The 24773-nt window shown below is 70.3% G+C and carries 18 protein-coding genes and 1 other RNA gene; 10 read left to right on the top strand and 9 right to left on the bottom strand.

The features are described 5' to 3' along the window. From ASG30_RS21860 to ASG30_RS21850, 3 genes are all read right to left on the bottom strand, one after another. Complete coding sequence (locus ASG30_RS21860) at positions 1 to 1353, bottom strand: efflux RND transporter periplasmic adaptor subunit (protein ID WP_055902258.1); 1353 nt, start codon at positions 1351 to 1353, stop codon at positions 1 to 3. A 136-nt stretch (positions 1354 to 1489) separates the two neighbouring features. Beyond that, positions 1490 to 1951: a ribonuclease HI gene (gene rnhA, locus ASG30_RS21855; RefSeq protein ID WP_055902255.1), complete on the bottom strand. Its 462-nt coding sequence runs from the start codon at positions 1949 to 1951 to the stop codon at positions 1490 to 1492. Then, the gene (locus ASG30_RS21850) at positions 1948 to 2751 is read right to left on the bottom strand and encodes a class I SAM-dependent methyltransferase (protein ID WP_235579870.1); all 804 of its coding nucleotides are present in this window, start codon (positions 2749 to 2751) and stop codon (positions 1948 to 1950) included. The genes rnhA and ASG30_RS21850 overlap by 4 nt, the downstream gene beginning before the upstream one ends. Here ASG30_RS21850 and gloB point away from each other — a divergent pair. Both gloB and ASG30_RS21840 read left to right on the top strand, forming a co-directional pair. After that, positions 2750 to 3523 (top strand): hydroxyacylglutathione hydrolase, encoded by a 774-nt coding sequence (gloB, locus tag ASG30_RS21845; RefSeq protein ID WP_055902250.1) that lies wholly within the window; start codon positions 2750 to 2752, stop codon positions 3521 to 3523. The genes ASG30_RS21850 and gloB overlap by 2 nt on opposite strands. Further along, positions 3520 to 5031, top strand: coding sequence for a transglycosylase SLT domain-containing protein (locus ASG30_RS21840; protein ID WP_055902244.1), 1512 nt, complete (start codon positions 3520 to 3522; stop codon positions 5029 to 5031). The genes gloB and ASG30_RS21840 overlap by 4 nt, the downstream gene beginning before the upstream one ends. Here ASG30_RS21840 and ASG30_RS21835 read toward each other — a convergent pair. The 6 genes from ASG30_RS21835 to dnaX all read right to left on the bottom strand — a co-directional run bounded on the left by ASG30_RS21835 (position 5012) and on the right by dnaX (position 11089). After that, positions 5012 to 6508 (bottom strand): MFS transporter, encoded by a 1497-nt coding sequence (locus ASG30_RS21835; protein WP_162243760.1) that lies wholly within the window; start codon positions 6506 to 6508, stop codon positions 5012 to 5014. The two genes, ASG30_RS21840 and ASG30_RS21835, sit on opposite strands and share 20 nt — an antisense overlap. 107 nt (positions 6509 to 6615) lie before the next feature. Continuing rightward, positions 6616 to 7659 carry an ABC transporter substrate-binding protein gene (locus tag ASG30_RS21830; protein ID WP_055902242.1) on the bottom strand — a complete coding sequence of 348 codons (1044 nt, stop codon included), beginning with the start codon at positions 7657 to 7659 and terminating at the stop codon, positions 6616 to 6618. 105 nt (positions 7660 to 7764) lie between these two features. Then, complete coding sequence (locus ASG30_RS21825; protein ID WP_055902238.1) at positions 7765 to 8178, bottom strand: MAPEG family protein; 414 nt, start codon at positions 8176 to 8178, stop codon at positions 7765 to 7767. Positions 8179 to 8193: 15 nt separating this feature from the next. After that, positions 8194 to 8778 carry a recombination mediator RecR gene (gene recR, locus ASG30_RS21820; protein ID WP_055902234.1) on the bottom strand — a complete coding sequence of 195 codons (585 nt, stop codon included), beginning with the start codon at positions 8776 to 8778 and terminating at the stop codon, positions 8194 to 8196. Between the two features lie 124 nt (positions 8779 to 8902). After that, positions 8903 to 9235, bottom strand: a complete 333-nt coding sequence (locus ASG30_RS21815; protein WP_055902231.1) for a YbaB/EbfC family nucleoid-associated protein — start codon at positions 9233 to 9235, stop codon at positions 8903 to 8905. A 9-nt stretch (positions 9236 to 9244) separates the two neighbouring features. Further along, positions 9245 to 11089 (bottom strand): DNA polymerase III subunit gamma/tau, encoded by a 1845-nt coding sequence (gene dnaX / locus ASG30_RS21810; RefSeq protein ID WP_055902227.1) that lies wholly within the window; start codon positions 11087 to 11089, stop codon positions 9245 to 9247. 64 nt (positions 11090 to 11153) lie between these two features. Here dnaX and ffs point away from each other — a divergent pair. The 8 genes from ffs (at position 11154) to ASG30_RS21775 (ending at position 24771) form a co-directional block, all read left to right on the top strand. Then, positions 11154 to 11250, top strand: an RNA gene (ffs, locus tag ASG30_RS22295) — signal recognition particle sRNA small type. Positions 11251 to 11570: 320 nt separating this feature from the next. Then, entirely contained in the window at positions 11571 to 18731 is a 7161-nt protein-coding gene (locus ASG30_RS21805) for a HAMP domain-containing protein (protein WP_055902222.1), read from the top strand. Between the two features lie 13 nt (positions 18732 to 18744). Continuing rightward, entirely contained in the window at positions 18745 to 20496 is a 1752-nt protein-coding gene (locus ASG30_RS21800) for an ATP-binding response regulator (RefSeq protein ID WP_055902220.1), read from the top strand. A 126-nt stretch (positions 20497 to 20622) separates the two neighbouring features. Then, positions 20623 to 21075 (top strand): hypothetical protein, encoded by a 453-nt coding sequence (locus ASG30_RS21795; protein WP_235579869.1) that lies wholly within the window; start codon positions 20623 to 20625, stop codon positions 21073 to 21075. Between the two features lie 106 nt (positions 21076 to 21181). Then, complete coding sequence (locus ASG30_RS21790; RefSeq protein ID WP_055902214.1) at positions 21182 to 21580, top strand: response regulator; 399 nt, start codon at positions 21182 to 21184, stop codon at positions 21578 to 21580. Continuing rightward, positions 21577 to 22338, top strand: coding sequence for a YaiO family outer membrane beta-barrel protein (locus ASG30_RS21785; protein WP_055902211.1), 762 nt, complete (start codon positions 21577 to 21579; stop codon positions 22336 to 22338). The genes ASG30_RS21790 and ASG30_RS21785 overlap by 4 nt, the downstream gene beginning before the upstream one ends. Beyond that, on the top strand, positions 22316 to 23374 hold the full coding sequence (locus tag ASG30_RS21780) for a HEAT repeat domain-containing protein (RefSeq protein WP_055902208.1): 1059 nt from the start codon (positions 22316 to 22318) through the stop codon (positions 23372 to 23374). Before ASG30_RS21785 ends, ASG30_RS21780 begins: the two co-directional genes overlap by 23 nt. Next, complete coding sequence (locus ASG30_RS21775) at positions 23371 to 24771, top strand: glycosyltransferase family 2 protein (protein ID WP_200947338.1); 1401 nt, start codon at positions 23371 to 23373, stop codon at positions 24769 to 24771. Before ASG30_RS21780 ends, ASG30_RS21775 begins: the two co-directional genes overlap by 4 nt. Positions 24772 to 24773 lie beyond the last annotated feature (2 nt).

The following is a 24773-nucleotide window of genomic DNA, read 5'->3' as shown; positions in this document are numbered from 1 at the left end:
TCAGCTCCTGGCGGCGACGCAGGGGTTCGGCCCCGAGACACGCGCGGTGGGCTCGGGCGCCGGCGCTGCGGGCGCGGCGGCAGCCGGGGTCACGGCGACCGGCGGGCGGTTGGTGGGCACCGCGTCCGGCGCCGACGCGGGCGGCGCGCCGTTGGCGGCCGGCTGGCCGTTGGCCCCCGGCTGGCCGTTGCCGGCCGGACGGCCCGCGGCGGCAGCGCCGCGGCTGCCGGCGGACAGGTCGACCACGCGCACCGGCATGCCGTCGCGCTGGATGCGCTGCTGGCCGGCCACCACGACCACGTCGCCCGGCTGCAGGCCTTCGACGATCTCGACGCGGCCCGGCTGGCGGATGCCGGTCTTGACCTCCACGCGCTGGGCGGTCTTGCTGTCCTGGTCGGGCCCGTCGACCAGGCGCACCACCGTCTGGCGGTTGCCCTGCGGCACGATGGCCTCTTCCGGCACCACCATGGCGTTGTCGCGCCCGCCGAACACGGCGGTGATGCGCGCGAACATGCCGGGGCGCAGCTGCATCTGGCGGTTGTCGATGCAGCCGCGGATGCCGACCGAGCGGCCGTTGGCGTCCACCAGCGGGTCGATGGCCTGGATCACGGCGTTCCACTTGCGGCCGGGCAGCGCGTCGGTCTGCACCACCGCCACCTGGCCGGGCTTCAGCTTGGTCTGGAAGCGCTCGGGCAGGCGGAAGTCCACGAACACCGCGTCCAGGTCTTCGATGTTGACGATGTCGGCGCCGTCCTTGAGGTAGTCGCCCAGGTTCACGGTGCGGATGCCGGCGATGCCGTCGAACGGGGCCACGATGCGCAGGCGCGCGGCGGTGGCTTCGGCCAGCGACAGCTTGGCCTGGGCCACCTGCAGGTTGGCGGCGCTCTCCTCCACCTGGCGCTGGCTGATGAAGCTCTGCGCCACCAGGTCCTGGTTGCGCTTGTGGTTGGCGTTGGCGATCGACAGCTCGGCGCGGGCCTGCTGCACCTGGGCGCGCGGCAGCTGGTCGTCCAGCTGCACCAGCAGCTGGCCCTTGCGCACGCGCTGGCCGTCACGGAAATTGAGCTGCGTCACGCGGCCGCTCACCTCGGGCCGCAGCACGACGCTCTGGCGCGAACGCAGGCTGCCCACCGCCTGGGCGTCGTCGGTCAGGCGCATCACCTCGACCCGGGCGATCTCGACGGCGGGCGGGCGGGCCGCGCCGCTGGCGGCCCCTGCCGGGGCGGGTGCGACCACCGCCGATTCCTGGGTCGCGGGCGCGGGCCGCTGCTTGTTCTGGAACCACCAGGCAGCGCCAGAGGCTGCCGCGATGCCGGCTACGGCGATCACCATGTAGAGGGGCTTGGATGCCATGAACTTCTTCGAGGGGGAGAGGGAACGCCGTTTGCAGGCAAACATGTCAATGTAGCAGCCGTTACAAGGCCGATCATTCGCACATGCCCGCAGTTCCGGGGCCGGCGCCCCTGGAGCGGAAGGATTTACCGCAGGTTTACACGGCCGGCTTGCGCTGGCCCAACGCCAGCTCCACGCCCATGTTGGCCAGGGCGTCGGCGCGCTCGTTGCCGGGGTCGCCGTTGTGGCCGCGCACCCAGCGCCAGTCGATGGTGTGGCCGCCGTTGAGCACCAGGTCGTCCAGCCGCTGCCACAGCTCGACATTCTTGACCGGCGTCTTGCCGGCGGTGCGCCACCCCTTGGCCTTCCAGCCCGGCAGCCACTCGGTGATGCCCTTGAGCACGTACTGGCTGTCGAGGTAGAGCGTCACCGCGCAGGGGCGCTTGAGCGCCGTCAGCGCCTGGATCACCGCCATCAGCTCCATGCGGTTGTTGGTGGTGCCCAGCTCGCCGCCGAACAGCTCCTTGCGGGTGCTGCCCGACTGCAGCAGCACGCCCCAGCCGCCCGGGCCGGGGTTGCCCTTGCAGGCGCCGTCGGTGTGGATCACGACCTGGTTCATGGCTGGCCCGCCCCGCGGTCGGCCGTGGCCGTGGTCTCCAGCTGCGGGCGCCGGTTGGCCAGCGGCACCGGCGCGGTGGCGATCGCCTTGGCCGGCTTCCACAGCTTGCCCAGCAGCTTCATGCCGCGCACCCGCTTGGTCGCCACCACGAAGTACACGGCGCCGAAGATCGGCCACCAGCGCTCGCCCACCCCGTCCATCCAGTCGAAGCGATCCAGCCAGTGGTCGGTGGCCAGCGCGGGCCGGTAGCAGCCGAAGTTGCCGGTCTCCACCTCGAAATTGAGCAGCCGCAGCCAATCGCGCAGGCGCCGGTAGCCGATGAACTCGCCCGCGTCGGGCAGGTACAGCTGGCCGAAGCCCAGGCGCCGATAGAGGTGCGCGCGGCGCTGCCTCAGCCCCCAGAGGCTGGCCGGATTGAGGCAGCAGATCACCACCTTGCCCTCGGGCACCAGCACGCGTTCGACTTCACGCAGGGTGGCATGCGGATCGGTGTTCAGTTCCAGCGAATGCGGCAGCACGACCAGGTCCAGGCTGTTGGCCTCGAACGGCAGCGCCGAGTAATCCGTCATCAATGCGGGCCGGCGGTCGCCTTCCAGCGCATGGCGCTGGCGCAGTCCCAGCCACTTGTGCGAGATGCGATTGGCTTCCAGCGTGTCGAGTTCGGGCAGGCCCAGTTGCAGCGCGTGGTAACCGAAGATGTCGCTTACGGCGCGGTCGAATTCGGCCTTCTCCCAGGCGAGCAGGTAACGCCCGGGCGGGGTCTCGAACCACTCGTGCATTCCTATAATCGCATCGCTCATGAAGTTAGTTCCTCTGCCCGCGTTCCAGGACAACTACCTTTGGGTGTTGCATGACGGGCAACGGGCTCTGGTGGTCGACCCGGGCGACGCGCAGCCGGTGCTCGCGTTCCTTCGCGAGTCCGGCTTGCAACTGGAGGCGATTCTAGTCACGCACCACCACCAGGACCACATCGGCGGCCTGGCCGCGGTGCGCGACGCCACCGGCGCGCAGGTGTTCGGCCCGGCGCGCGAAGCCATCCCCGGCCCCCTGCGCTCCCTCGCGCAAGGCGACCGGATCGAGGCGCTCGGCCTGCCCTTCGAGGTGCTGGACGTCCCCGGCCACACGGCCGGGCACATCGCCTACTTCACGCCCGAAGTGGACGGCGCCCCGCTCCTGTTCTGCGGCGACACGCTGTTTTCCGGCGGCTGCGGGCGCCTCTTCGAAGGCACGCCGGCGCAGATGCTGGCCTCGCTCGACGCGCTGGCCGCCCTGCCCGCCCGCACACGGGTGTGCTGTACGCACGAATACACGCTGGCCAACCTGCGCTTCGCACGCGCGGTCGAGCCGGACAACGAGGAACTGGCACGCTACCAGCAGCACTGCGAAGAGCTGCGGCGCCGCGACCAGCCGACACTGCCCGCCACCATCGGCCAGGAGAGGCGGATCAATCCCTTCCTGCGCACGCGCCAGCCCTCGGTGGTGCGCGCCGCGCAGGCCTTCAACGGCGCCGACGCCGGGGATGAAGTGGCGGTCTTCGCCGCCATCCGCCAATGGAAGAACGAATACAGATGAAGAAACTGCTGCAGGCCGCCGGTCTGTCCCTTTCGCTGTGGCTGGCCGGTTGCGCCACGGCGCCGTCCCCTTCCTCCCCCACGTCCTCCCTTCCCCCGCCGCCTCCGGAATCGGCGGCCACCGCTTCGCCGGCGCCCGGGCTGCCGGCGATGGTGCCCAGCGGCCCGCTCAGCCCGATCACGCCGGCCGACGCGCCGTCGCGCAACGTGGCCTCGATGCAGCCGCCGGCCGACCTGTGGGAGCGCATCCGCGGCGGCTACGCCATGCCCGACCTGCAGTCCGACCTGGTGCGCCGCCAGGAGCAGTGGTACGCCACCCGGCCCGACTACATGCAGCGCATGACGGACCGCTCGCGCAAGTACCTGTTCCACATCGTCGAGGAACTGGAGCGCCGCCGCATGCCCAGCGAACTGGCCCTCCTGCCCTTCATCGAAAGCGCGTTCAACCCGCAGGCGGTGTCCAGCGCGCGCGCCGCGGGCATGTGGCAGTTCATGCCCGGCACCGGCCGCGACTACGACCTGAAGCAGAACTTCTTCCGCGACGACCGCCGCAACGTGCTGGCCTCCACCCGCGCCGCGCTGGACTACCTGCAGCGCCTGCACGGCATGTTCGGCGACTGGCACCTGGCGCTGGCCGCCTACAACTGGGGCGAAGGCAGCGTCGGGCGCGCCATCGCGGCCAACAAGCGCCGCGGCCTGGGCACCGGCTACCTCGACCTGAACATGCCGGACGAGACGCGCAACTACGTCCCCAAGCTGCAGGCGGTCAAGAACATCATCGGCAACCCCGAGCAGTTCCGCGCCGACCTGCCGGTGATCGAGAACCACCCGTACTTCGACGTGGTGACGGTCGACCGCGACATCGACACCGCCCTGGCCGCCAAGCTGGCCGACGTGGCGCTGGACGACTTCAAGGCGCTCAACCCGCAGCTCAATCGCCCCGTGATCCTGGCGGCCGGCACGCCGCAGATCCTGCTGCCCTGGGACAACGCCAAGGTGTTCCAGCGCAACCTCGCCGAGTACAGCCAGGGCCGCTTCGCCACCTGGACCGCCTGGACCGTGCCGGGCACGATGAGCGTGGCCGAGGTCGCTCGCCGGGTCGGCATGAACGAGGCCGAGCTGCGCAGCGTCAACACCATCCCGCCGCGCATGCTGATCAAGGCCGGCTCGGTGCTGGTGGTGCCGCGCCCGTCCAACCGGCAGGAGGACGTGGCCAGCCACCTGGCCGACAACGGCCAGCTCGCGCTGGCGCCCGAGCAGACCCTGCGCCGCACGACCGTCAAGGCCGGCCGCAAGGACACCGTCGCCACCATCGCCCGCCGCTACCGCGTCACGCCGGCCCAGCTGGCGGACTGGAACGACGTGGGCACCTCGGCCGCCTTCAAGGCCGGCCAGCAGGTGATCGTCTACGTGCCGGTGCGGGCCAAGGCCGCACCTCGCGCCACGGCCAAGGGCCGCGTGGCGCCCGCCGCGCGCGCCAAGCCGGTCGTCAAGAGCCGGCGTCGCTGACCGGGCGGCCGGCGGCGGGCCCGTCGGCGCGGGCGCGCTGGACCAGGTCCATCCGCGGCGCCCGCGCCGCGGCGAAGGCCCCTGCCGCGGCGTAGACCGCCAGGGCGGCGAACACCAGGTGGAAGGCCTGCGTGACCCGCTCGGGCGACAACCCTTCCAGCCGCAGGCCGGCCCCTGCCCCGCCGCCGGCTTGCACGTTCAGCAGCGCGAAGGCCAGGCCGCCGAAGGCCGCCGTGCCCAAGGCCGCGCCGGTCGAGCGCGTCAGCGACATCAGCGCCGCCGCCGCGCCCAGCCGCTCGCGGCCGGCCAGCATCTGGGTGGCGATCTGCGCGCTCGGCATCACGGTGCCGAAGCCGATCCCGCACGCCGCCGACGCGATGCCGATCGACAGCGGTGAAGGCGGCAGCAGCGCCAGCGCGCCCAGGGCCAGCGACGCCATCCCCAGCCCCCACGGCGGCAGCACGCCGCTGCGCTGAGTCTTCGCGCTGAAGCGCGCATTGAAGGTGGAGCCGACCACCATCCCGATCGTCAGCGGCAGCAGCTGCAGGCCGGCGCCGGCCGCGCTGGCGTTCTGCGCCACCTGCAGGTAGATCGGCAGCAGGAAGACCAGCGCGAACATCGTCCCCGAGAAGCCGATGATGGACAGGCACACCCACCCCACGCCCGGGATGCGAAGCACGTCCAGCGGCAGGAAGGGAAAGGGATGCCGGCGCTGCTGGGCGGCCAGCAGCACGCCCGCCAGCACCGCGGTGACGGCCAGTGCCGCGCTGGTCGGCGAGAACAGCGGGAAGCGGTGCCCGGCCAGGCTGAGCCACAGCATCGCGCAGACGGCGCACAGCGCGAACATCACCACGCCGGCCGGGTCGTAGGGCGCGTCGCGCATCGCCGAGCGTCCTGGTCGCGGCAGGCTCGCCACGCGCCAGGCCGCCAGCGCCGCGAGCGGCAGGTTGGCCAGGAAGAGCCAGCGCCAGTCGCCGTGGTTGACGACGAAGCCGCCGACCACCGGCCCGCCCACGCTGGAGACGGTGAACACCGCCGCGAAGTAGCCCTGGTAGCGCGGCCGCTCCGACGGCGCGACCAGCTCGCCGATCAGCGACTGCGACAGCACCATCAGCCCGCCGCCGCCCAGGCCCTGCAGCACGCGCGCGCCGATCAGCCCGTACATCGTCGAGGCGAGCCCGCAGGCCAGCGAGCCGGCGGCGAACACCGCCAGCGCCACCAACAGCACGTTGCGCCGGCCGTAGCGGTCGCCCATGCGGCCGTAGAGCGGCGCCGCGATGGTCGCGGACAGCAGGTAGCCCACCGCGATCCAGGAGGTGTCGGACAGGCCGCCCAGGTCGCTGGCGATGCGCGGCGTGGCCGAGGCCAGCAGCGTCTGGTCGACGGCGGCCATGAACATCGGGAGCATCACGGCGCTGAACAGCGCGCCGAAACCGGCGGTCCTGGCGCCGCTGTCGGGCTGCGGGGAAGAAGGCATGGCCGCGGAGCCTACCGCCACGGCGCGCCGGCCCGCGCAGGACCGCGCCGCAAGAAGAACGAAGCCCCGCATCGGCGGGGCTTGTCGTGGGCGCTTGGGACCGCGGCTCAGGTCTTGAACTTCTCCTTCGCGCGGCGGGCGAAGTCGTTGGTGTAGGTGCGCGCCAGGTCGATCTTCTCGGGCCGGATGCCGCTCTCGAAGCTGGCCATCGCCCGCAGCGCGGTGCGCGGCCCTTCGTCGGGCAGCATGCCGTCCAGCGAGATGGCTTCGCGCACCTTGCTGAAGGACGCCAGGTACAACGCGCGATCGCCCAGCAGGTAGGCGTCGGGCACGGTCTTGATGATGTCGCTGGGGCCGGCGGTCTGCAGCCACTTGAGGGCGTGCACCACCGCGTTGGCCATCGCCTGGCAGGTGTTGGGGTTCTTCTGCACGAACTCGTTGGCCGCGTAGAAGCAGGCCGCCGGCATCGGGCCGCCGAAGACGTCCTGGGTGCCCTTGAGCGTGCGGGTGTCGCTGATGATCTTCACCTCGCCGCGCTGCTCCAGCATGGTCATCACCGGGTCGGTGTTGCTCATCGCGTCGATCTGGCCGGAGCGCAGCGCCGACAGCGCGCCCATCGAGGTGCCCACGCCCACGTAGCTCACTTCGTTGGCGCGGACGCCCGCGCGCGTGAGCACCATGTTGGCCACCATGTTGGTGGACGAGCCCGGCGCCGAGACGCCGATCTTGCGGCCGCGCAGGTCGTCGGGCGCCTTGTAGTGCGGCACCGCCTTGGTGGACACGCCCACCGCGATCTGCGGCGCGCGGCCCATGAGCACGAACGACTGGATGAACTGGTTGCGGCTCTGCAGCTGGATGGTGTGCTCGTACGCGCCGTTGACCACGTCGGCGCCGCCCGTGGTAAGCGCCTGCAGGGCGCGAGGACCGCCGACGTGGTCGGTGATCTCGACGTCCACGCCTTCCGCCTTGAAGTAGCCCAGCTGCTCGGCAATGGTGAGCGGCAGGTAGTAGAACGCTCCCTTGCCCCCCACCGCGATGGTCACCCTCGTCCTCTCCGGACGGGCTTGCGCGCGCAGGGCCGGCGCGCCCAGCAAGGCAGCGCAGGCACCCGCGAGCGCGAACCCGCGGCGGGTGATCGGTGCGTTTCTCATTCTTCGGGATTTCCTCTCTGGCACGCGCTTGCGAGGTTAGCCAGAGCTCTTGTGCACCGCATCAGGACCATCCCGTGCGGGTTTCCACGTAAACAGGAAAACGCGCTAGCGCAGCCCTGAAAGCAGGATGGCGATGTTGACCAGCAGCGCGGCCGCCCACACCGCCGAACGCACCGTCGGCAGGCCCGCCACGTACATCGCGATGTAGATGCCGCGCAGCGTGACGAAGAGCAGCGCCAGGATGTCCAGCCTGGTCTGCGGCGCGCCCAGCTGGTGGGCAATGATCACCGCGCCGATGAAGAGCGGCAGCGCCTCGAAGCTGTTGGCCTGCGCCGCGTTGGCGCGCGCGTGCCAGTCGGTCTGCCGGGCCAGCCAGGCGCGCGGATCGTGGTTGTCGTAGCCGCCCTGGCTGCGCGGCTTGCGCAAGCCGCCCGACTTCGCCAGGTAGGCGCAAACGTAGGGCAGCAGCGCGGCGGCCAGCACGCACCAGTAGGCGACGGTGAAACGTGTCGGTCCCATTCCTTGTTGTTCTCCTCAACGGCGGTCGACCAGCGCGTGCGCGATGGTCCCCAGGTCCACGTATTCGAGTTCGCTGCCGGCCGGCACGCCGCGCGCCAGCCGCGTGACCCGCAGGCCGCGCTGCTTGAGCGCCTCTCCGATCACGTGCGCGGTGGCCTCCCCCTCGGCGGTGAAGTTGGTCGCCAGAATCACCTCCTGCACCACGCCGTCGGTGGCGCGCTCGAACAGCTTGGCCAGCCCGATGTCGCGCGGGCCGATACCGTCCAGCGGGCTGAGCTTGCCCATCAGCACGAAGTAGCGGCCGCGGAAGGCCCCGGTGCGCTCCACCGCGGCCTGGTCGGCCGGCGTCTCCACCACGCACAGCTTGGTGGCGTCGCGCTGCGGGTCCTGGCAGGTGGCGCAGACCTCGCCTTCGGTGAAGGTGTGGCACAGGCTGCAGTGGCGCACGCGGGTGGTCGCCTGCTGCAAGGCCTGCGCGAGCAGCTGCGCGCCCTCGCGGTCGTGCTGCAGCAGGTGGAAGGCCATGCGCGAGGCCGACTTCACGCCCACGCCGGGCAGGCGCCGCAGCGCTTCGACGAGGGCGTTGAGGGTGTTGGACAAGGGGCTAGGGGCTAGGGGCTAGGGGCTAGGGGCTAGGGGCTAGGGGAAAACAGGGCCCGGACCGGCTGTTCCCCTAGTCCCTAGTCCCTAGCCCCCAGCCCCTGGCCCCTGGCCCCTGGTTTTCTCAGAACGGAAACTTCATCCCGCCCGGCAAACCAGGCATGCCGGCGGTGAGCTTGCCCATCTTCTCCTGCGAGGTCTCCTCGGCCTTGCGCACGGCGGCATTGAAGGCCGCGGCCACCAGGTCCTCCAGCATGTCCTTGTCGTCGGCCAGCAGGCTGGGATCGATCTCCACGCGCTTGACGTCGTGTTTGCAGGTCATGGTGACCTTGACGAGGCCGGCGCCGGACTCCCCCGACACCTCGATCGTGGCGAGTTCGTCCTGCGCCTTCTTCAGGTTCTCCTGCATGGCCTGGGCCTGCTTCATGAGGCCGGCCAGCTGTCCCTTGTTGAACATGTCGATTCCTTAGATGGGCTTGATGCTTCCAGGCACGATTTTCGCGCCAAAGTCCCGCATCATCTGCTGCACGAACGGGTCGTTCTGGATGATGTCCTCGGCCTCTTTCTGGCGCTGCGCGGCCGCGGCCGCATTGCGGCGCGCCGGGCTGTCGTTCACCGGGCCGAGTTCGATGGTGATGGCCACCTCGTGGCCCGCGGCCTTGAGGGCGGCCTGCAGGCGCTCGCGCGAGGCCGGCTGGTTGAGCGTTTCGCGCTCGACCCGCAGCAGCCAGTGGCCTTCGTCGCGCGCCACCAGCTGCGACTGCAGCGCCAGCTCGCGCACCAGCGCCGTGATCGCCTCGGCGGCCACCAGGGCCTGCACGGTGGCGTACCAGAAGTCGCCCTCTTCGCTGGGCACGAAGCTGGTGGGCATGGCGGAGGCGTCGCGCCGCGACTCGGGCTGCTGGCGCACCGGCACGCCCACCACGGCGCCGTCGCCAGCGGGTTGCGGCCGAGGCGACTGCGCGGTCGCACCCGCGCGCGCGGGCGGATCGACCACCGGCAGCACCTGGCCTGGAGGGCGCGCGGGTGCGGGCGGGGCAACGGGAGCGACTGCTGCGGACACGACGGAGGAAGCCACGACGGCGGGCCGCGAAACCGCCGGCGGCGTCACCGGTGCGGCGGTCGCCTGCGGGGCACGGACCGGCTGCGCGGCGGGCTCAGGCGAAGGCCTGGCTGCGTTCAGAGTTTTTTTTTCCGCCTCTGCCGTCGCGGCAGCGGGCCGGAACGCCAGCAGGCGCAAGAGCACCATGGTCAGCGCCGCGTATTCGTCGGGCGCCAGGCCCAGCTCGGCGCGGCCGTGCAGGCACATGGTGTAGAGCAGCTGGGTCTCGTCGGCCGGCAGCAGCGCCGCCAGCCGCGCGACCTCGGCATGGTCCGGATCGCCAGCGTCGCCGTGGCCGGGCACGGCCTGGGCCACCGCCATGCGTTGCAGCACGGCCGTCATCTCCTCCAGCGCGCCGGCGGCCGACAGCCCGTTCAGGCGCAGGGTCTCGGAGATCTCGACCACCGCGCGGCCTTCGCCCGCGGCCAGCGCCTCGATCAGGCGGAAGACGTGCGTGCGGTCCACGCTGCCCAGCATCTGGCGCACCGCGGCTTCCTGCAGCGCGCCGCCGCCGAAGGCGATGGCCTGGTCGGTGAGGGAGAGCGCGTCTCGCATCGAGCCGCGCGCGGCGCGGGCCAGCAGGCGCAGCGCCTGCGGCTCGGCCTCCACGGCCTCGGACTGCAGCACGCCGGCCAGGTGCTCCTGCACCGTCTGCGGCGCCATCGGCCGCAGGTTGAACTGCAGGCAGCGCGACAGCACCGTGACCGGCACCTTCTGCGGGTCGGTCGTGGCCAGCACGAACTTGAGGTACTCGGGCGGCTCCTCCAGCGTCTTGAGCATCGCATTGAACGCGTGCCCGGTCAGCATGTGGACCTCGTCGATCATGAAGACCTTGAAGCGCCCCTGCACCGGCTTGTAGACCGCCTGCTCGAGCAGCGACTGCACCTCGTCCACGCCGCGGTTGGAGGCGGCGTCCAGCTCGGTGTAGTCGACGAAGCGGCCGGCGTCGATGTCGGTGCAGGCCTGGCACACGCCGCAGGGCGTGGCGGTGATGCCGCCCTGCCCGTCCGGGCCCTGGCAGTTGAGCGACTTGGCCAGGATGCGCGACACCGTGGTCTTGCCCACGCCGCGCGTGCCGGTGAACAGGTAGGCGTGGTGGAGCCTTTGCTGTTCGAGCGCGTTGGAGAGTGCCTGCACCACGTGCTCCTGGCCGACCATCTGACCGAAGGTCTTCGGCCGGTACTTGCGGGCGAGCACGAGATAGGACATCGGCTCGATTCTAAAGGTCGGTGTCCTGCGAGCTCTTCCGGCCACTGCGCCTACAATCGGTGGTGACGGGCCTCCCCGCATGGTGAAGCGGCCAACCGGGTCAGGTGGGGAACCAAGCAGCCCTAACTGTGGAGCCAGTGCCGGGGGTAAGGCTCGTCAACTTCCCCTTTTCCCTACTCGCGCGTGCGCAACGAGCGCCGGGCTGTCGCCATGGCGGCGGCATGCTGCTTAGGCGCGGGCCAACCGACATCCACGTTTGCGTGGCTGGCCTGCAACTGCCGAGCGTGCACCTATCACGAGTTTTTCCGAACGCAACGACCTCATGCGCATCTGTCGGCCCCGTCCTACACCGCCTGTCGGACGCCCTCCAGACACTACGGGGCAATGGCTCAGCTGCTGAGCTGGAGACAGGCGTACCGGCAAGGGCCGGACATCGAGCATCAGACTCCTCGTCAAAGAGGAGCATTCGCAGTAAGCATCCATGGACCAAGCCCTGAACAGCACCAAGAAGAAACCTGCCAAGGTCGCCGCCCCGTCCACCAAAACCCCCGCCTCCCCTGCCCGCATCCGGACGCGTGATCCGGAAGCGGTCGCGCAGGCGCAGTCGCGCCAGATCCTGGCCGCGCTGATGGCGTTCTCGCAGGGCGACTTCCAGACGCGGCTGCCGGCCACCTGGACCGGCACCGACGGCCGCATCGCGGAAGCGTTCAACCAGAGCATCGCCAACGCCCAGCGGATCACGCAGGAAGCGGCGCGCCTGTCCACCACGGTGGGCAAGGAAGGCCGGCTGACGCAGCGGATCGCCACGCCCGGCGCGGTGGGCGGCTGGGCGGCGCAGGTCGACTCGCTCAACACCCTGATCGACGACCTGGTGCGGCCGACGACGGACATCGCCCGCACCATCGGCGCCGTGGCCAAGGGCGACCTGGGCCAGCAGATGGAGTTGCAGGTGGACGGCCGCGCGCTCAAGGGCGAGTTCCTCCGATCGGCCAAGCTGGTCAACACCATGATCGAGCAGCTCTCGGTGTTCACCAGCGAGGTGACCCGGGTGGCGCGCGAGGTGGGCACCGAGGGCAAGCTGGGCGGCCAGGCCCAGGTCAAGGGCGTGTCGGGTGTGTGGAAGGACCTCACCGACTCGGTGAACCAGATGGCCGGCAACCTGACGGCTCAGGTGCGCAACATCGCCGAGGTGACCATCGCGGTGGCCAACGGCGACCTGTCCAAGAAGATCACGGTGGACGTGCGCGGCGAGATCCTCCAGCTCAAGGAAGCCACCAACACCATGGTGGACCAGCTGCGCTCGTTCGCTTCGGAAGTGACGCGCGTGGCCCGCGAGGTGGGCACCGACGGCCGCCTGGGCGGCCAGGCGGTGGTGCCCGGCGTGGCCGGCACCTGGAAGGACCTGACCGACTCGGTCAACTCGATGGCGAACAACCTGACCTCCCAGGTGCGCAACATCGCCAACGTGACGACGGCCGTGGCCCGCGGGGACCTCTCGCGCAAGATCACGGTGGACGTGAAGGGCGAGATCCTGGAGCTGAAGGAAACCATCAACACCATGGTGGACCAGCTCAACGGCTTCTCCTCCGAGGTGACGCGCGTGGCGCGCGAGGTGGGGACCGAAGGCAAGCTGGGCGGACAGGCCGTGGTGCCGGGCATCGCCGGCACCTGGAAGGACCTGACCGACTCGGTGAACTCGATGGCGTCCAACCTTACCGGCCAGGTGCGAAACATCGCCGACGTGGCCACCGCCATCGCGCGGGGCGACCTCTCCCGCAAGATCACGGTGGAGGTCAAGGGCGAGATCCTGCAACTCAAGCAGACCATCAACACCATGGTGGACCAGCTCAACGCGTTCGCCGGCGAGGTGTCGCGGGTGGCGCGCGAGGTGGGCACCGAAGGCAAGCTGGGCGGACAGGCGGCCGTGGAAGGCGTGGCCGGCACCTGGAAGGATCTGACGGACAACGTGAACTTCATGGCGTCCAACCTCACCGGCCAGGTGCGCAACATCGCGGAGGTGACGACCGCCGTGGCCAACGGCGACCTCTCCAAGAAGATCACGGTGGACGTGCGCGGCGAGGTGCTGGAACTGAAGAACACTATCAACACGATGGTCGACCAGCTGAACGGCTTCGCGTCCGAAGTGACGCGCGTGGCGCGCGAGGTGGGCACCGAAGGCAAGCTGGGCGGCCAGGCCCAGGTGCCCGGCGTGGCCGGCACGTGGAAGGACCTGACCGACTCGGTCAACTTCATGGCCTCCAACCTCACGGGCCAGGTCCGCAACATCGCGGAAGTGACGACCGCCGTGGCGCGGGGCGACCTCTCAAAGAAGATCACCGTGGACGTGCGCGGCGAGATCCTGGAGCTGAAGAACACCATCAACACCATGGTCGACCAGCTCAACGGCTTCGCCGGCGAGGTGTCGCGGGTGGCGCGGGAGGTGGGCACCGAGGGCAAGCTGGGCGGCCAGGCCCAGGTGCTGGGCGTGGCGGGCACCTGGAAGGATTTGACGGACAACGTCAACTCGATGGCGTCCAACCTCACGGCCCAGGTGCGCAACATCGCCGACGTGGCCACCGCGGTGGCCAACGGCGACCTCTCCAAGAAGATCACGGTGGACGTGAAGGGCGAGATCCTGGAGCTGAAGAACACCCTGAACACCATGGTGGACCAGCTCAACGGCTTCGCTTCGGAAGTGACGCGCGTGGCGCGCGAGGTGGGCTCGGAAGGCAAGCTGGGCGGCCAGGCCCAGGTGCGGGGCGTGGCCGGCACCTGGAAGGACCTGACCGACAACGTCAACTCCATGGCCAACAACCTGACCGGCCAGGTGCGCAACATCGCCGAAGTGACGACCGCCGTGGCCAAGGGCGACCTCTCGCGCAAGATCACCGTGGAGGTCAAGGGCGAGATCCTGGAGCTGAAGAACACCATCAACACGATGGTCGACCAGCTGAACGGCTTCGCTTCCGAAGTGACGCGCGTGGCCCGCGAGGTGGGCACCGAAGGCAAGCTGGGCGGACAGGCGCAGGTGCCCGGCGTGGCCGGCACCTGGAAGGACCTGACCGACAACGTCAACTTCATGGCGTCCAACCTGACGGGCCAGGTGCGCAACATCGCCGACGTGGCCACGGCCATCGCGCGCGGCGACCTCTCGCGCAAGATCACGGTGGAGGTCAAGGGCGAGATCCTGGCCCTGAAGGAAACCATCAACACGATGGTGGACCAGCTCAACGGCTTCGCGTCCGAAGTGACGCGCGTGGCGCGCGAGGTGGGCACCGAAGGCAAGCTGGGCGGACAGGCGCAGGTGCCCGGCGTGGCCGGCACCTGGAAGGACCTGACCGACAACGTCAACTCGATGGCGTCCAACCTCACCGGCCAGGTTCGCAACATCGCCGAAGTGACGATCGCGGTGGCCAACGGCGACCTGTCCAAGAAGATCACCGTGGACGTGCGCGGCGAGATCCTGGAGCTGAAGGAAACCATCAACACCATGGTGGACCAGCTGCGCTCGTTCGCGGCCGAAGTATCCCGGGTGGCGCGCGAGGTGGGCACCGAGGGCAAGCTGGGCGGCCAGGCCGTGGTGCCGGGCGTCGCCGGCACGTGGAAGGACCTGACGGACAACGTCAACTCCATGGCCAACAACCTCACCGGCCAGGTGCGAAACATCGCGGACGTGGCCACGGCCATCGCCCGCGGCGACCTGGGCCGCAAGATCACGGTGGACGTGAAGGGCGAGATCCTTCAGCTGAAGGAAACCATCAACACCATGGTGGACCAGCTCTCGGCCTTCGCCTCGGAAGTGACGCGGGTGGCGCGCGAGGTGGGCTCCGAAGGCAAGCTGGGCGGCCAGGCCGCGGTGCCCGGCGTGGCCGGCACCTGGAAGGACCTGACCGATAACGTCAACTCGATGGCGTCCAACCTGACCAACCAGGTGCGCAACATCGCGGAAGTGACGATCGCGGTGGCCAACGGCGACCTGTCCAAGAAGATCACCGTGGACGTGCGCGGCGAGATCCTGCAGCTGAAGGAAACCATCAACACCATGGTGGAGCAGCTGCGCTCCTTCGCCTCGGAAGTGACGCGAGTGGCGCGCGAGGTGGGCACCGAAGGCCGCCTGGGCGTGCAGGCCGTGGTGCCCGGCGTGGCCGGCACCTGGAAGGACCTGACCGACTCGGTCAACACCATGGGCGCCAACCTCACCTCGCAGGTGCGCAACATCGCCGAGGTGACCACCGCGGTGGCCCGCGGCGACCTCAACCGCAAGATCACGGTGGACGTGAAGGGCGAGATCCTGGAGCTGAAGAACACCATCAACACCATGGTGGACCAGCTCAACTCCTTCGCCGGCGAGGTGACGCGCGTGGCGCGCGAGGTGGGCACCGAAGGCAAGCTGGGCGGACAGGCGCAGGTGGCCGGCGTGGGCGGCACCTGGAAGGACCTGACCGACAACGTGAACTTCATGGCCTCCAACCTGACCGAACAGGTGCGAGGCATCGTGAAGGTGGTGACGGCCGTGGCCAACGGCAACCTGACGCAGCGCCTGACGGTGCAGGCCAAGGGCGAGGTGGCGGCGCTGGCCGACACCATCAACGGCATGACCGACACGCTGGCCACGTTCGCCGACCAGGTGACCAACGTGGCGCGCGAGGTGGGCGTGGAAGGCCGGCTGGGCGGCCAGGCCCACGTGCCCGGCGCGGCCGGCACCTGGAAGGACCTGACCGGCAACGTGAACCTGCTGGCGGCCAACCTGACCACGCAGGTGCGGGCCATCGCCGAAGTGGCCACCGCGGTGACCAAGGGCGACCTGACCCGGTCGATCCAGGTGGATGCGCGCGGCGAGGTGTCCGAGCTGAAGGACAACATCAACACGATGATCTCGAACCTGCGCGAGACCACCGAATCCAACCGCGAGCAGGACTGGCTCAAGACCAACCTGGCCCGCTTCACCGGCATGCTGCAGGGGCAGCGCGAGCTGTCCACCGTGGGCAAGATGCTGCTGTCCGAGCTGGCGCCGCTGATCAACGCCCACCAGGGCAGCATCTACCACAACAGCCAGGTCGACGACGGCATGGACCGGCAGCTGGTGCTGCTGTCCAGCTACGCGCAGGCCGGCAGCGTGGAGCTGGCCCCGACGCTGGCCCTGGGCGAAGGCCTGGTCGGCCAGTGCGCGCTGGAGAACCGCCGCATCCTGATGACGGACGTGCCGTCCGACTTCGTCACCATCAGCTCCAGCCTGGGCCAGGCCCGGCAGCTCAGCGTGGTGGTGCTGCCGGTGCTGTTCGAGAACCAGACCAAGGCGGTGATCGAGCTGGCCTCGCTGCACCCCTTCACCGCGGTCAACCTCAACTTCCTGGACCAGCTGGCGCTGGGCATCGGCGCGGTGTTCAACACCATCGAGGCCACCATGCGCACCGAGGGCCTGCTGACGCAGTCGCAGCAGCTCACCGCGGAACTGCAGGCCCGCCAGATCGAGCTGCAGCAGACCAACGAGGAGCTGGGCACCAAGGCCCGCCTGCTGGCGCAGCAGAACGAGGAGGTCGAGCGCAAGAACGCCGAGGTGGAACAGGCCCGCCGCGCGCTGGAGGAGAAGGCCTCCGAGCTGGCCCTCACCTCCAAGTACAAGTCGGAGTTCCTGGCCAACATGTCGCACGAGCTGCGCACGCCGCTCAACTCCATCCTGATCCTGTCGCAGCAGCTGGCCGAGAACGCCGCGGGCAACCTGAACAACAAGCAGATCGAGTTCTCGCGCAACATCAACTCCTCGGGCAGCGACCTGCTCAACCTGATCAACGACATCCTGGACCTGTCCAAGATCGAGTCGGGCACGGTCACGGTGGACGTGGAGGAGATCGCCTTCTTCTGGCTGCGCGACAGCATCGACCGCAACTTCCGCCACGTGGCCGAGGCCAAGAGCCTGCCGCTGCACGTGCGCTTCGCCGAGGACCTGCCGCGCTCGATGGACAGCGATCCCAAGCGCCTGCAGCAGATCCTGAAGAACCTGCTGTCCAACGCGGTCAAGTTCACCTCGCACGGCCACGTGGAAGTGCGGGTCGGCCTGGCCACCGGCGGCTGGTCGGCCGACCACCCGGTGCTCAGCCAGGCCCAGTACGTCGTCGCCTTCGCGGTGGAGGACACGGGCATCGGCGTGCCGCCGGACAAGCAGCGCCTGATCTTCGAAGCCTTCCAGCAGGCCGACGCGGGGACCTCGCGCAAGTACGGCGGCACCGGCCTGGGCCTGGCGATCAGCCGGGAGCTGGCGGTGCTGCTGGGCGGCGAGATCAGGCTGCAGAGCGTGCACGGCAAGGGCAGCACCTTCACGCTCTACCTGCCGCTGCACTACGCCGGCCCGGACCCCAAGACGGTGATGCGCAACGTCAAGGCGCCGCCGGAGTCGACGATGCCGATGCTGGCGCTGCCGGTGGCGCGCGAGGAGCACATCGCCGACGACCGCGACCACATCGACCCGGGCGACGCGGTGGTGCTGATCGTCGAGGACGACCCGCACTACGCGCGCATCCTGCTCGGCCTGGCGCGCGACAAGGGCTTCAAGGGCCTGGTGGCCACCAAGGGCACGATGGGCCTGTCGCTGGCGCGCCAGTACCAGCCGGCGGCGATCTCGCTGGACATCTTCCTGCCCGACATGCTGGGCTGGACGGTGCTCAACCAGCTCAAGCTCGACCCGCAGCTGCGCCACATCCCGGTGCAGATCATCACCCTGGAAGAAGAGCGCCAGCACGGCCTGTCGCACGGCGCCTTCGCCTATCTCCTGAAGGAGCCGACCACGGCCAACCTGGAGGTGGCGTTCGACCGGCTCAAGGAGTTCACCCTGCCGCGCACCAAGCGCCTGCTGGTGGTGGAGGACAACGCCATCGAGCGCGATGCCGTCATCGAGCTGCTGGGCTACGACGACATCGACATCGTCTCGGCCGGCAGTGGCGAGGGCGCCCTGGAGTTGCTGCGCAGCCAGCGCTTCGACTGCGTGGTGCTGGACCTGCGCCTGCCCGACATGACCGGCTTCGAGCTGCTCGAGCAGGTGCAGCGCGAGCCCGCCCTGGCCACCGTGCCGGTGGTCGTGTTCACCGGCAAGGACCTCAATGCCGACGAGCAGTCGCGGCTCAACGTGATGGCCAAGAGCATCGTCCTCAAGGACGTTCGCTCGCCCGAGCGGCTGCTGGACGAGACCGCCCTCTTCCTGCACCGCGTGGTGACCCAGTTGCCGCGCGAGAAGCAGGCGATGCTGGAGCGGCTGCACAACTCCTCGGAGGTGCTGCACGGCCGCAAGGTGCTGGTGGTGGACGACGACGCGCGCAACATCTTCGCGCTGACCTCGGTGCTGGAGAACCACGACGTCGAGGTGGTCAGTGCCACCAACGGGCGGCAGGCGATCGACATCATCAAGGGCTCGCCGGACCTGGCCATGGTCCTGATGGACATCATGATGCCGGAGATGGACGGCTACGAGACCATGCGCGAGATCCGCAAGGACCCGGCGCTGCGCACGCTGCCGATCCTGGCGCTGACCGCCAAGGCGATGAAGGGCGACCGGGAGAAATGCCTGGACGCCGGTGCCAGCGACTACATCTCCAAGCCGGTCAACACCAACCAGCTGCTCTCGCTCATGCGCGTGTGGCTGTTCCGTTGAAGAGGCATCCGAAGTGAACACCCCCAGCGACTCCCAGTTTCCCGCCTCCCAGTTTTCCGCCTCGCAGTTCTTCGACGGGGCCGAGTCGCCTTCGCCCACCGTCAACATCCTGATCGTCGACGACGAGCCGCGCAACCTGGCGGTGCTCGAGACGGTGCTGGACGACCCCGGCTACCGCCTGGTGCGGGCCACCTCCGGCGAGGAGGCCCTGCTCGCCCTGATGGCGGAGGAATTCGCCGTCCTCGTGCTGGACGTGCGCATGCCGGGCATGAACGGCTTCGAGGTCGCCCAGCTGGTGAAGGAGCGCAGGAAGACTGCGCGCATCCCCATCATCTTCCTGACCGCGTACTACAACGAGGACCAGCACATCCTGGAGGGCTACGGCACCGGCGCGGTCGACTACCTGCACAAGCCGGTCAATCCTTCCGTGCTGCGCTCCAAGGTGGCGGTGTTCGCCGAGCTGCACCGGCGCGGCCGCGCGCTGGAAGCCGCCAACCGCCTGCTGCTGGGCGAGGTGGCCGAGCGCCGGCGCGCCGAGACGCGGCTTTCGGAGCTGAACGAATCGCTCGACCGCCGGGTGATGGAGCGCACCCGCGACCTGGAGCAGAGCGAGGCGCGCCTGCTGGACGCGCACCGCCGCAAGGACGAATTCCTGGCCACCCTGGCGCACGAGCTGCGCAACCCGCTGGCGCCCGTGCGCAACGCGGTGGAGCTGCTCAAGCGCGCGCCGGGCGACGCCAAGCGCGTGGGCTGGGCGTCCGAGCTGATCGACCGCCAGGTGCGCTCGCTCAGCCGCCTGATCGACGACCTGATGGACGTCAGCCGCATCAGCCGCGGCCGCATCGAGCTGCGGCGCGAGGTGATCGCGCTGAACGACGTGCTGGCCGACGCGCTGGAGGCGATCCGCCCGCTGGCGCAGGAAAGCGGCCACGAGCTGGCCGTGCTGCTGCCCGATCGCAAGCTGCTGGTCGACGCCGACCGCACCCGCCTCGCGCAGGCCTTCACCAACCTGCTGAACAACGCGATCAAGTACACCGACACCGGCGGCCGCATCGAGCTGGGCGTGCTGGTGGAGAAGGACCAGGCGGTGGTGACCGTGCGCGACACCGGCATCGGCATCCCGCCCGAGCGGCTGGAGGACGTGTTCGAGATGTTCTCGCAGGTGGAATCTGCGATCTCGCGCTCGCGCGGCGGGCTGGGCATCGGCCTGTCGCTCACCCAGCGCCTGGTGCAGATGCACGGCGGCCACATCAAGGCGCAGAGCGAAGGCACCGGCCGCGGCAGCCGCTTCCTGGTGCACCTGCCGCTGTCCAAGGCCGACCTGCCGGTCGCGGCGCCGGTCGCCACGGCAGCGCCCGCGTCCGCCACCGCGGCGCTGCGCATCGTGGTGGCCGACGACAACGTCGATGCCGCCGAGACGCTGGCCGCGCTGCTGTCCGAGATGGGCCACGAGGTCCGCGAGGTGAACGACGGCGAGGCGGCGGTGCAGGCGGCCGCGGCGTTCGATCCGCACCTGGTGCTGCTGGACATCGGCATGCCCAAGCTGACCGGCTACGAGGCCTGCGCCCAGATCCGGCGCCAGCCGGGCGGCGACCGCCGCCTGATGGTGGCGGTGACCGGCTGGGGCCAGCCGCAGGACCTGCAGCGCTCGCAGGACGCCGGTTTCGACCGCCACCTGGTCAAGCCGATCGACCCGCAGGTGCTGGGCCCGCTGGTGGAGGAGGTGGCGGCGCGAGTGCGGCCGCCGAGGGCGCAGCGTTCCTGACGCGGCCATTGGTGCCCGGCGCTCACGGGGCGGTGGCTGAGGCTGACAGCGTCTGACCGACGCGTCCCACAAGGCTCGGCCGTGGCCATCTCGACACTTCCTGGCAGATCAGGGAGGTCGAAAGCGATGCGCCGAATGGACTGCTCGCACCGTGGAAGGCTGTCGCCCGTTCGCTGGGGGGCGATGGTCCTGGGCTTTGTCGCCGGCGGCTGCCTGGCGCAGTCGCCGGGCGATCCGCCGCTTCCGCAGCTGTCCCTGACCCTGGTGGCTCCCATCGCTTCGCAACGGCCCGCACCCGCCGGGCAGGACGTCGCCCTGCAGTGGCGCCAGCCGCTGGGCGGTGACCGCACCATCGACATCTCGGCCTGGAAGCGTGTCGCGCCGCCGGAGCCCGACGCCCTGAGGATGATCCAGGACCGCGAGCCGCTGTTCGGCGCCCGCCTGGAGATGCGCATCGCCAACCGCAAGAGCTTCGCCACCGAGCTGCGGGCCATCGGCCTGCAACTGGACAACGGGGCCCGCATCATGCTGCGCCGCAAGGACGGCAACCCGACCCTCTACTACCGCCAGCAGTTCTGAAGGCGGCGCCCTTAGGAAAAAACCCCCACCGCCGCACCCGTGCGAACGGCCGGCGGTGACGGCCCGGGATGCTAGAGTGCCGTCCACTTTTCGCGCGACAGCAGCCATGGCCGACGACAAACCGATCCCCCGCCTGCCCGTGCTTGTCGTCGAGGACGACGAGCACGTGGCCCACCTGTTGCAGTTCATGCTGGCGCGCAACGGCTTCGAGGTCCACCTCGCCACCGACGGCCGCCAGGGCAAGGAGCTGATCGAGACCATGCCGCCGCCGGCGTGCGCACTGCTGGACGTGATGCTGCCCTTCCACGACGGCTTCCAGCTGGTGCGCCTGCTGCGCGCCCAGCCGGGCTGGGAAAGGGTGCCGGTCATCATGCTGACGGCCAAGACGCAGGAGAAGGACGTGGTCCGCGGCCTGGAGGCCGGCGCCGACGACTACGTGGTCAAGCCCTTCCAGCCCAACGAACTGCTGGCCCGCCTGCGGCGCCTGGTGCGGTCGCCGGCGTGATCCGCGCCGCGCTGCCCCTGGGCCTGCTGGTCCTGGCGTCCGCCGCGGGCGCCCAGGCGCCCTCCCAGCCACCGCAGGACCGCATCCTGCTGCTGGCCGACCACCACCGGCTGGACCGGGGCCTGGCCGACTGGAACGAGGCGGGCGTGCAGCTCAGCCGCCACTGGAGCGTGCGCGAGGTCGCCGAAATCGGCTTGCTGCGCACCCGCCGCTTCGGCCAGGACGACACCCAGCTGCAGGCCGGCTACAGCGCGGCGCTCGGCCCGCGCCTCACCGGCGCCGTGCAGGGCAATGCCAGCCCCAGCCACCACGTGCTGGCGCGCTACGCCCTGGGCGGCAACCTGCAGTACGAATTCGCCGACCGCTGGCTGGCGCACGCAGGCGCGCGCCACACGCGCTATGACAACGCCCGGGTGAACCAGCTGCGGCTGGCCCTGGAGCACTACACCGGCCCTTTCAGCGTGCTGGCGGCCTGGAGCCCCGCGCGTGCGCTGGGCCAGGGCGCCGACACGGTCGAACTGCGCGGGCACTGGTACTACGGCGAGGACAGCTCGGTCGGCGTGATCGCCTCGCGCGGGGACGAAGCCACGCAGCTGGGCGCGGGCCGGGTGGTGCTGGCCGACGTGCGGTCGCTGGCGCTCACCGGGCGCCACGGGCTGGCGCCCGGCCGCTGGCTGGTGTGGGGCGTCAACCGGACCCGGCAGGGCGACTTCTACACCCGCTCGGGCGCGACGCTTGGACTTCAACTGGCTTTCTGATCCCCACCTGATCCTGGCGGCCTGGGCCGGCGTCATCTCCGGCGTCATGGTGGCCGTGCTGGCCGCCCTGATCCTGTCGCTGCGCACCGCCACCCGGCGGGGCGAAGCCCGGTGGCGCGCCTTCGTGCAGCAGTGGCGCCCCGCCCTGCTGGCCGCCGTCACGGCCGAAGACGCCGCCGATGCGCCGGCCCTGCCGCGGCTGCGCCGGCGCGACCGCCAGTCGTTCCTTCGCCTGTGGCTGTACCTGCACGAATCGCTGCGGGGAGACGCCTCGAAGCGGCTGAACGACGCCGCCCTCGCGGTGCAAGCCCCGCGCTGGGCCGGGCGGCTGCTGGAGCGCGGCTCGGGCACCGAGCGGGTGATGGCGGCTCTCGCGCTCGGCCGGCTGCAGTGGCAACCCGCCTGGGTGCCGCTGCTGCGGGCCTCGCGCAGCCGCGACGCTCTCCTGTCCGTGACGGCGGCCCGCGCGCTGGTGCAGCTCGATCCGCTGGAGGCGGCGCGGCAGCTGCTGCCGCTGCTGCTCGGGCGCGCCGACTGGGACGTGAGCCGGGTCGGCGACTTCCTCTCGGGCGCTCGGCAGGCGTTCTGGCTGCTGCTGGTGCGGGCCCTGCCCGGCGCGCCGCCCTTCCAGGCGATGCGCGGCCTGCAGCTCGCGCGGGCGCTGCGCCTGGTGCTGCCCGACACCGCGCTGCTGCCGATGCTGCGCCCGGACCAGGCGCCGGCCGTGATCTGCGCCGCCCTGCCGCTGGCCACCAGCAGGACCATGACGACCCGGGTGGCCGAACTCCTGGACCATCCCGCCTGGCCGGTGCGCGAGGCGGCCATTCGCGCGATGGAGGGGCTGGCCCTGCCCGGCGACCAGCCGGCGCTGGAGCGGCGGCTGGAGGACCCGCGCTTCGAAGTGCGCCTGGCGGCAGCGCGCACCCTGTCCGCGCTGCCTTTCGTCGAAACCGACCACCTCGTCGAACTCGAAGAGGCCGGCGGCACCGGCGCCCCGGTGCTGGCGCAGGTGATCGCCGAGCGGAGCGAAGCATGAGCGGGCATCTGCTGGTCGACTTCGTCACCTGGTTCGTGCTGGGCTACTTCGTCCTGCTCAACCTGGGCTACCTGTCGCTCAACCTGCTGGCCCTGGCCAGCCTGCGGCGCAACCTGCAGCAGAAGGTGCTGGACGAGCTGCCGCAGCCCTTCACCGGGCTGGAGCCGGCCATCAGCCTGCTGGTGCCGGCCTACAACGAGGAGGCCACCATCGCGGCGTCGCTGCGCTCGATGCTGCAGCTGTCCTACCCGGAGTTCGAGATCGTCGTCATCAACGACGGCTCGCGCGATGCCACGCTGGACGTGCTGCGCGCGGAGTTCGACCTCTACCTGTTCCCCGAGGCGGTCAACCCGCGCCTGCCCACCAGGCCGGTGCGCGGCGTGTGGCGCTCGCGCTCGCACCCCAACCTGCGCGTGATCGACAAGGAGAACGGCGGCAAGGCCGATTCGCTCAACGCCGGCATCAACCTGGCGCGGCACCCGCTGTTCTGCGGCGTCGATGCCGATTCGCTGCTGGCGCGCGACAGCCTGCGGCGGGTGGTGCGCCCCTTCCTGCGCGACCCGCGCATGGTGGCCAGCGGCGGCACGGTGCGCGTGGCCAACGGCTGCGAGGTTCAGGCCGGGCTGCTGACGAAGGTGGAACTGCCCCGCAACGGCTGGGCGCTGCTGCAGGTGGTGGAGTACCTGCGCGCCTTCCTGTTCGGGCGCCTGGGCTGGTCGGAGATCGGCGGCATGCTGATCATCTCCGGCGCCTTCGGCGTGTTCCGCACCAGCACCGTGGTCGACGTGGGCGGCTACCGGCCCCAGACCATCGGCGAGGACATGGAGCTGGTGGTGCGCCTGCACCGCCTGCTGCGCGAGCGCCGCGTGGACTACCGCATCGAGTTCGTGCCCGACCCGGTGTGCTGGACCGAGGTGCCGGAGGACCGCCGCACCCTGGCCAACCAGCGCATCCGCTGGCAGCGCGGCCTGGCCGAGAGCCTGGTCGCGCACTGGCGGCTGATGGCCAGCCCGCGGGGCGGCACGCCCGGCTGGCTGGCCTTTCCGTTCATGGTCCTCTTCGAGTGGCTGGGCCCGCTGGTGGAACTGGGCGGCTACGTCTTCATGGCCTTCGCGTTCGCCTCGGGCCTGGTCTCCTGGCAGGCCTTCGCCGTCTTCCTGTTCCTGGCCATCGGGCTGGGCATCCTGCTGTCGGCCTCCGGCCTGCTGCTGGAGGAGATCGCGTTCCACGTCTATCCGCGCACGCGCCACCTGGTGGTGCTGGCGCTGGTGGTCGTGCTGGAGAACTTCGGCTACCGCCAGCTCAACAGCTGGTGGCGCCTGGTCGGCCTGTACCGCTGGGCCGCGCAGCGCGAGTCGCAATGGGGCGCCATGAAGCGCCGCGGCCTGGGCGGCTGATC

Source organism: Ramlibacter sp. Leaf400 (assembly GCF_001424545.1).
Classification (GTDB): Bacteria; Pseudomonadota; Gammaproteobacteria; order Burkholderiales; family Burkholderiaceae_C; genus Ramlibacter.
Note: the sequence above shows the minus strand (reverse complement) of the source record. Positions and strands in the feature narration are given on the sequence as shown.

Coding starts and splice junctions, on each gene's coding strand:
- ASG30_RS21860 (WP_055902258.1), bottom strand. CDS start 1,353: ATGGCATCCAAGCCCCTCTACATGGTGATCGCCGTAGCCGGCATCGCG.
- rnhA (WP_055902255.1), bottom strand. CDS start 1,951: ATGAACCAGGTCGTGATCCACACCGACGGCGCCTGCAAGGGCAACCCC.
- gloB (WP_055902250.1), top strand. CDS start 2,750: ATGAAGTTAGTTCCTCTGCCCGCGTTCCAGGACAACTACCTTTGGGTG.
- ASG30_RS21850 (WP_235579870.1), bottom strand. CDS start 2,751: ATGAGCGATGCGATTATAGGAATGCACGAGTGGTTCGAGACCCCGCCC.
- ASG30_RS21840 (WP_055902244.1), top strand. CDS start 3,520: ATGAAGAAACTGCTGCAGGCCGCCGGTCTGTCCCTTTCGCTGTGGCTG.
- ASG30_RS21835 (WP_162243760.1), bottom strand. CDS start 6,508: ATGCCTTCTTCCCCGCAGCCCGACAGCGGCGCCAGGACCGCCGGTTTC.
- ASG30_RS21830 (WP_055902242.1), bottom strand. CDS start 7,659: ATGAGAAACGCACCGATCACCCGCCGCGGGTTCGCGCTCGCGGGTGCC.
- ASG30_RS21825 (WP_055902238.1), bottom strand. CDS start 8,178: ATGGGACCGACACGTTTCACCGTCGCCTACTGGTGCGTGCTGGCCGCC.
- ASG30_RS21815 (WP_055902231.1), bottom strand. CDS start 9,235: ATGTTCAACAAGGGACAGCTGGCCGGCCTCATGAAGCAGGCCCAGGCC.
- dnaX (WP_055902227.1), bottom strand. CDS start 11,089: ATGTCCTATCTCGTGCTCGCCCGCAAGTACCGGCCGAAGACCTTCGGT.
- ASG30_RS21805 (WP_055902222.1), top strand. CDS start 11,571: ATGGACCAAGCCCTGAACAGCACCAAGAAGAAACCTGCCAAGGTCGCC.
- ASG30_RS21795 (WP_235579869.1), top strand. CDS start 20,623: ATGCGCCGAATGGACTGCTCGCACCGTGGAAGGCTGTCGCCCGTTCGC.
- ASG30_RS21790 (WP_055902214.1), top strand. CDS start 21,182: ATGGCCGACGACAAACCGATCCCCCGCCTGCCCGTGCTTGTCGTCGAG.
- ASG30_RS21775 (WP_200947338.1), top strand. CDS start 23,371: ATGAGCGGGCATCTGCTGGTCGACTTCGTCACCTGGTTCGTGCTGGGC.